The organism is Methylocella sp., assembly GCF_044226135.1.
In the GTDB taxonomy this organism is placed as follows: domain Bacteria; phylum Pseudomonadota; class Alphaproteobacteria; order Rhizobiales; family Beijerinckiaceae; genus Methylocapsa.
Genome location: NZ_JBGAHM010000067.1, coordinates 1 through 3562, shown reverse-complemented (window position 1 = coordinate 3562; position 3562 = coordinate 1). Strand labels below are relative to the sequence as shown.

Below are 3562 nucleotides of genomic sequence, written 5' to 3'. Positions count from 1 at the left end.
CGGTCGAACTGCATGCCCTCGACGACGTCGAGCTCGGTCTCGAGGCTCTTGGCCTCCTCGACCGTGATCACGCCCTCGTTGCCGACCTTCTGCATGGCGGTCGAGATCATCTCGCCGACCGACTTGTCGCCGTTGGCCGAAATCGTGCCGACCTGGGCGATCTCCTCGTTCGAGGTGACCTTCTTGGAGTTGGCCTTGAGGTCGGCGACGATCGCCGCCACGGCGACGTCGACGCCGCGCTTCAGGTCCATCGGGTTGAGGCCGGCGGCGACCGCCTTGGTGCCTTCGCGCACGATCGAGGCGGCGAGCACGGTCGCCGTGGTGGTGCCGTCGCCGGCCGCGTCGTTCTGCTTCGAGGCGACTTCACGGACGAGCTGGGCGCCGAGGTTCTCGAACTTGTCGGAGAGCTCGATCTCCTTGGCCACCGTCACGCCGTCCTTGGTGATGCGCGGCGCGCCGAACGACTTCTCGATCACGACGTTGCGGCCCTTGGGGCCGAGGGTCACCTTGACGGCGTTGGCGAGGATGTCCACGCCGCGCAGCATGCGGTCGCGGGCGTCGGACGAAAAGCGGACGTCTTTGGCTGCCATTGGTGAATTCTCCTGAAATGGCCGATTTTAAGAAGGTCAGGGACGACTCAGGCGACGACGCCGAGGATGTCGCTTTCCTTCATGATGAGCAGGTCGACGCCGTCGATCTTGATCTCGGTGCCCGACCATTTGCCGAACAGGATCTTGTCGCCGGCCTTGACGTCGAGCGGGGTGACGTTGCCCTTGTCGTCGCGCGCGCCGGGGCCGACGGCGATGATCTCGCCTTCCTGCGGCTTCTCCTTGGCGGTGTCGGGGATGATGATCCCGCCCTTGGTCTTCTCCTCGCTGTCGAGGCGCTTGACCACGACGCGGTCGTGCAGGGGACGAAAGCTCATGACAGATTCCCTTGTCTGGCCGCCCGAGGCGCTGCGCTCCGCCGGGGAGGGCCTCCTGAAAAGCGGCAGGGTGCAAAATGGGCGCTCTGTTAGCACTCTCGGTGAACGAGTGCCAACCGCGCTCCGTATCTAGGCGCCGCCCCTTTTGCTGTCAAGCCGCCGGCGGCGCGTTTCGCGCCGACCGCATCGGCGCTCCTCCCGCGGCCGTGCGAAGCGCTACGCCCAAAGAAGGCGTTCAGCGGCCTTTGCGCGCCGGCGGCGGGGCGCTAAGGTCAAAATAGAATCGCTCAAAAAAAGCCTGCGCCCGAAGCGGCGTGCAGAGGAATGTTCAGGAGAAAAACGTCAAATGCAGGATCAGGCTTCCCATTACGACCCGACGACGATCGCCCTGCACTGGCTGACGGCGGGGATGATCCTCGTCCTGTGGTGCCTCGGCCGCGTCGCCGATCTGTTTCCGCGCGGGCTCTGGCGCACGAATCTGTGGTCGATCCATGTGGCGATCGGCTTCGCCCTCGTCACCGTGCTGGCCTGGCGCGTCGTCTGGCGCTTTTTCGGCCGGCGCCGGCTTCCCTTTCCCTATCCGGGCCTGGCCCATGTGCTGGCGGCGTCGTCGCATGCGGCGCTTTACGCGCTTCTCGTCGTCGTCGTGGGGCTCGGCGTGGCCAACGCCTTCGTGCGCGGATTCAGCCTGTTCGACGTCTTCGCCCTGCCGCAGTTCGGCGATTACGAGATGCGCAAGCCCGTCACCCACTGGCACGGGCTGTTCGCCAATCTTTTGATGCTCGTCGCCTTCGCCCACGCCGGCGCGGCGCTGTTTCATCATTATGTGCTGAAGGACAATGTGCTGCAGCGCATGATTCCGCCGCGCGCGCCCCATCATGAGGAGCCGGACCTCGACAGCCTGATCGAGGGGCGCGAGAACGGACGCGCGGGCCGCGCCTGAGCGGCGCTTGACGGCGCCCGTCGCGGCGCGGCAAGCCTGACGCCGGAGACTTCTCTGGCGCAGGCGCATCGGCATGAACGACGGGACGCGCGGCCCCAAGGCCGCGCTGGTGACGGGCGCGGCGCGGCGCATCGGACTTTGCGTCGCGCGCCGCCTCGCGCAGGACGGCTACGCCGTCGCGCTGCATTGCAGCGAAAACTCGCTCCCTGAAACGGAGGCGACGGCGCGCGCGCTGACCGACGAGGGCTGTCGCGCCGCGGCGCTCGCCGCCGATCTCGCCGACGCCAGCGCCGTCGAGAGGCTCGTCGCGGCGGCGGCGGCGCGCGTCGGGCCCCTGTCGCTGCTCGTCAACAACGCCTCGGTCTTCGCCGCCGATTCGGCCGCCGATTTCGGCGTCGGGCAGTGGGACCGCATCTTCGCGGTCAATCTGCGCGCCCCTTGCGCGCTGGCGCGCAATTTCGCGGCGCAGGCGCGGCCCGGGGCCTCGATCGTCAATATCGTCGACCAGCGCGTGCTGCGGCCGACGCCGCAGTTCTTCTCCTATACGCTCAGCAAGTCGGCTCTCTGGACCGCGACGCGGACCATGGCCCAGAGCTTCGCGCCGCTGGGGCTGCGCGTGAACGCGGTCGGGCCGGGGCCTGTGGCGCCGAACGGGCCGCAGGGAGGCGAGGGATTTTCGCAGGAGGTCTCGGGCCTGCTCCTGCCCGGGCCGGTCGAGGCGGACGAGATCGCCGAAGCCGTGCTTTATCTGGCGCGGGCGCGCCATGTCACGGGCGAGATGCTGGCGGTCGACTGCGGCCAGCATCTCGCATGGGCGACGCCCGATGTGGTGCTGTGAGGACGAACATGATGCGGCGGGGCGTCTTGAGGCCGCCGCCTCAGTCGGCGCTCGGCAGCCGGCGCATGGTGAATTCGATCCGGTCGTCGGAGAGCTCGCGCCAGGATTCGATCTCGGTCATATAGGCGGCCTTGGGGAAGCGGTCGAACCATTCCCGCGCCTTGTCGCGCGCCTCGCCGCGGGGCAGGGTGAAGGTCTCGCGCCGCCAGCCGTCGGCGGCGCCGGCCGTCTCGCGCCGGTCGGGCGGCTCGGCGGCGCGCGTGCGCGACCGCGCGCCGAGACGGCGGGCGACCTCCGAAGGACGCTGTCTTTCTGCGCTCACTGCCCTCGCCCCTCGTCAAGGCCCGCCCAAATCCCGCTCAAGTCCAGGGCCGGCCGACGTCGCCCGCATGATAACCCGGCGAAACCCTACAATCGATTCAAAACAAAAGATTATTGGCGCGCTCAGGCGACCGGGGACGAATGCGGTTAACGCGCGCGCGCTTCTTCGGCGATCCAGCCCTCGATCAGGGCCGCGTCCGCCGGAAAGCCGGCCGCCATCCAGCGCGCCCTGAGGCGCGCCAGCGCCGCGCCGACCGCGCGCCCCGAAAGACCTTTCGCCACGAGCGCCGCCCCGGACGCGGGAAAGACGGGCTCCGGCGCTTCGGCGAGATAAGCGCGCGCGGCCTCGCCCGCGAAGGCGAGCGCGGCGGCGTCGCGCGCCGCCTCGCGCCCATGCAGGAACAGCGCGCGCCGCAAGAAAGCCTCGTCGATCCCGCGCCTTGCATGAAAGACCGCGAGCGCGGCGCCCGCCCGGGCGAGCCGGTCGCGCTCGGCGTTCGACAGCCGCAGCCGCGCCGCGAGCCGCGCCGCGTCC

At 69.3% G+C, this 3562-nt stretch carries 5 protein-coding genes and 1 pseudogene; 2 read left to right on the top strand and 4 right to left on the bottom strand.

Translation table 11 applies throughout. The features are described 5' to 3' along the window. Window positions 1-590: TCP-1/cpn60 chaperonin family protein (locus ACILRB_RS15885; RefSeq protein ID WP_395667267.1), on the bottom strand; the 590-nt coding region annotated here is incomplete at its 3' end. Between the two features lie 47 nt (window positions 591-637). Then, a complete protein-coding gene (gene groES, locus ACILRB_RS15880; RefSeq protein WP_395667266.1) occupies window positions 638-925 on the bottom strand; it encodes a co-chaperone GroES in 288 nt (95 codons plus the stop codon). 346 nt (window positions 926-1271) lie between these two features. On the opposite strand from groES, the gene ACILRB_RS15875 reads away from it, so the two are divergent. Next, the gene (locus ACILRB_RS15875) at window positions 1272-1868 is read left to right on the top strand and encodes a cytochrome b (protein WP_395667265.1); all 597 of its coding nucleotides are present in this window, start codon (window positions 1272-1274) and stop codon (window positions 1866-1868) included. Window positions 1869-1941: 73 nt separating this feature from the next. Continuing rightward, a complete protein-coding gene (locus ACILRB_RS15870; protein ID WP_395667264.1) occupies window positions 1942-2706 on the top strand; it encodes an SDR family oxidoreductase in 765 nt (254 codons plus the stop codon). Between the two features lie 40 nt (window positions 2707-2746). On the opposite strand, the gene ACILRB_RS15865 is transcribed toward ACILRB_RS15870, so the two are convergent. Together ACILRB_RS15865 and ACILRB_RS15860 are read right to left on the bottom strand one after the other, a co-directional pair. Beyond that, window positions 2747-3028 (bottom strand): hypothetical protein, encoded by a 282-nt coding sequence (locus tag ACILRB_RS15865; protein ID WP_395667263.1) that lies wholly within the window; start codon window positions 3026-3028, stop codon window positions 2747-2749. Window positions 3029-3174: 146 nt separating this feature from the next. After that, a pseudogene (locus ACILRB_RS15860) lies at window positions 3175-3562 on the bottom strand (CCA tRNA nucleotidyltransferase); the annotation flags it as partial.